This window comes from Arenibacter amylolyticus (assembly GCF_002150785.1).
Lineage (GTDB): Bacteria > Bacteroidota > Bacteroidia > Flavobacteriales > Flavobacteriaceae > Arenibacter > Arenibacter amylolyticus.
Genome location: NZ_MTAZ01000088.1, coordinates 1 through 2,531, shown reverse-complemented (window position 1 = coordinate 2,531; position 2,531 = coordinate 1). Strand labels below are relative to the sequence as shown.

The 2,531-nt window shown below is 45.0% G+C and carries 1 protein-coding gene; it reads right to left on the bottom strand.

Translation table 11 applies throughout. From position 1 onward, the window contains the following. The coding region (locus tag BV214_RS16870; protein WP_086478599.1) for a beta strand repeat-containing protein at window positions 1–2,531 on the bottom strand (2,531 nt) is incomplete at both ends.

Sequence of the window (2,531 nt, the reverse complement as noted above, 5' to 3'; positions counted from 1 at the left end):
AAAGCATCATCCCACTGCATTACTTGACCGTCCAAAGTTCCATCTGCCAACTTAGAAAGGGTTATTGCTTTATCAGTGATTTTAGAAGTGGTAACCGCATCATTGGCCAATTTAGTAGTCGTAATAGACGAATCCTCTACTTTAAAGGGGGCCAAGGCAGTACCTGCTCCAGTAATCGTTATCTGGTCAGTAATCGGAGCAATATCAGCTAATGGAACCATAACCGTATCTCCATTACTGTCCGTTACCACCAAATCAGTACCCACCACTGAAAACGTAGCGTTCGTCGTATTGGTGTCCGTCGCTGCAGCAATGTCCGCAAGGGCCAGGGTAACCGTATTGTTATCACTGTCCGTAAGGATAAGGTCCGTACCGTCCTCCGTCAAACCTATGTTGGTCGTGTTCGTATCCGTAGCAGCAGCGATATCCGCCAAGGGAACGGAAACCGTATTGTTATCACTGTCCGTTACCACCAAATCAGCACCCATTACTGAAAACGTAGCGTTCGTCGTATTGGTGTCCGTCGCTGCAGCAATGTCCGCAAGGGCCAGGGTAACCGTATTGTTATCACTGTCTGTAAGGATAAGGTCCGTACCGTCCTCCGTCAAACTTATGTTGGTCGTGTTCGTATCCGTGGCAGCAGCGATATCCGCCAAAGGAACCGAAACCGTATTCCCTTCGCTATCCGTGACCACCAGATCCGTACCTACTACACCAAAAGTAGCGTTCGTGGTATTGGTATCGGTAACTGCAGCAATAGCAGCAAGCGACAAGGTGACCGTATTGTTATCGCTGTCCGTCAATATAAGGTTGGTACCATCCTCCGTCAAACTGGTATTGGTTGTATTCGTGTTTCCTACAATAGTCACCGCATTTCCCGAATCATCGGTTATAGTAAAGGTGCCGTCCCCATTATCCGATACGGTGGAACGCTTGGTGTCTATAGAAACAGAAACCCCGTCCTCGTTGGTATAGGTAAATGTTCCATCCAAATTATCTGACAAGGACGTAATAGATTCATTAATATCCGTACTAGCTCCCGCCGCGTTAGTTACTGTTGCGATCCTTCTTCCTGCAACCACATTGGATATGGCTACTCCGTTGGTGTTTATAATTACATCGCTACCATCATTGTTGGTGAAAGTATAAGTGCCGTCCAAATTATCTATAATGTTGGCCTTGTTCACTTTTTGTGTGGCACCGCTTTCATTTACGTAAGTGATACTTCCATCACCAGTATCGGTTATATTTGTGATTGTTTCCGAAATGCTTACCGAAGCTACATTTAGGTATAGTCCGCCGTCAGTTCCGACAGTAATATCATTATTGGCATTAGTGCTCACCAAGCCAATCGTTTGGGCCGAGCCGGTACCATCGGTATAGGTAATGGTCCCATCTCCATTATTGACCAATGATCCGGCCAATTGATTGGAATCTATATTTATCGTAGTTCCAGAATCATCAGTTATCGTAAATGTACCATCCCCGTTGTCTGTAGCTACAGATCGCTTGGAATCGAAAATCATGGTATCACCGTCCTCATTGGTATAGGTAAACGTTCCATCGGTATTATCTACCAAAGTAGAATTGGTCTCGGTAAAGGTCGTTACCGTACCATCCTCCGAGGTATAGGTAAAGCTGCCATCGCCATTGTCCACCAAAGTAGTCACCGTGTTGTTGGTATCCACCATCACCGCATTTCCCGAATCATCGGTTATAGTAAAGGTGCCGTCCCCATTATCCGATACGGTGGAACGCTTGGTGTCTATAGAAACAGAAACCCCCTCCTCGTTGGTATAGGTAAATGTTCCATCCAAATTATCTGACAAGGACGTAATTGTTTCGTTAATATCCGTACTAGCTCCCGCCGCGTTAGTTACTGTTGCGATCCTTCTTCCAGCAACCACATTGGTTATGGCTACTCCGTTGGTATTGATAAGCACATCGCTCCCATCGTTATTGGTAAAAGTGTAAGTACCATCCAAATTATCCGTAATATTCGCCTTATTTATTTTCTGGGTAGCTCCACTTTCATTAACATATGTAATGGTACCATCACCAGTATCGGAAATATTAGTGATCGTTTCCGAAATACTAACCGAAGCTACGTTTAGGTATAGTCCTCCATCTGTACCCGCCACAATATCATTATTCGCATTCGCACTTATGAGGTCTATATTATTTGGGGTCCCGCTTTCATTTGTAAAAGTTAAGGTTCCATCAACATTCTTAGCTAAACTGGTCACGGTCTCCAGGTTCTTTACAAGTGCGGTAAGATCTAACTGTGTAGTAATGCCGTCCTCATCCGTATAGTCCAAGTTTACATTGTCCGCATTCAACGCCAAGGTGGTCAAAGTTTCCAAATCCGAGATATCGATCACCGTATCCACGCCAGCCTCATCCCTATAGGTAAACGTACCATCCAAATTGGCCACCATAGTGGTCACGGTCTCCAAGTTTTTTACGATGGCGGTAAGATCTAACTGCGTAGTAATGCCGTCCTCATCCGTATAGTCCAAGTTTACATTGTC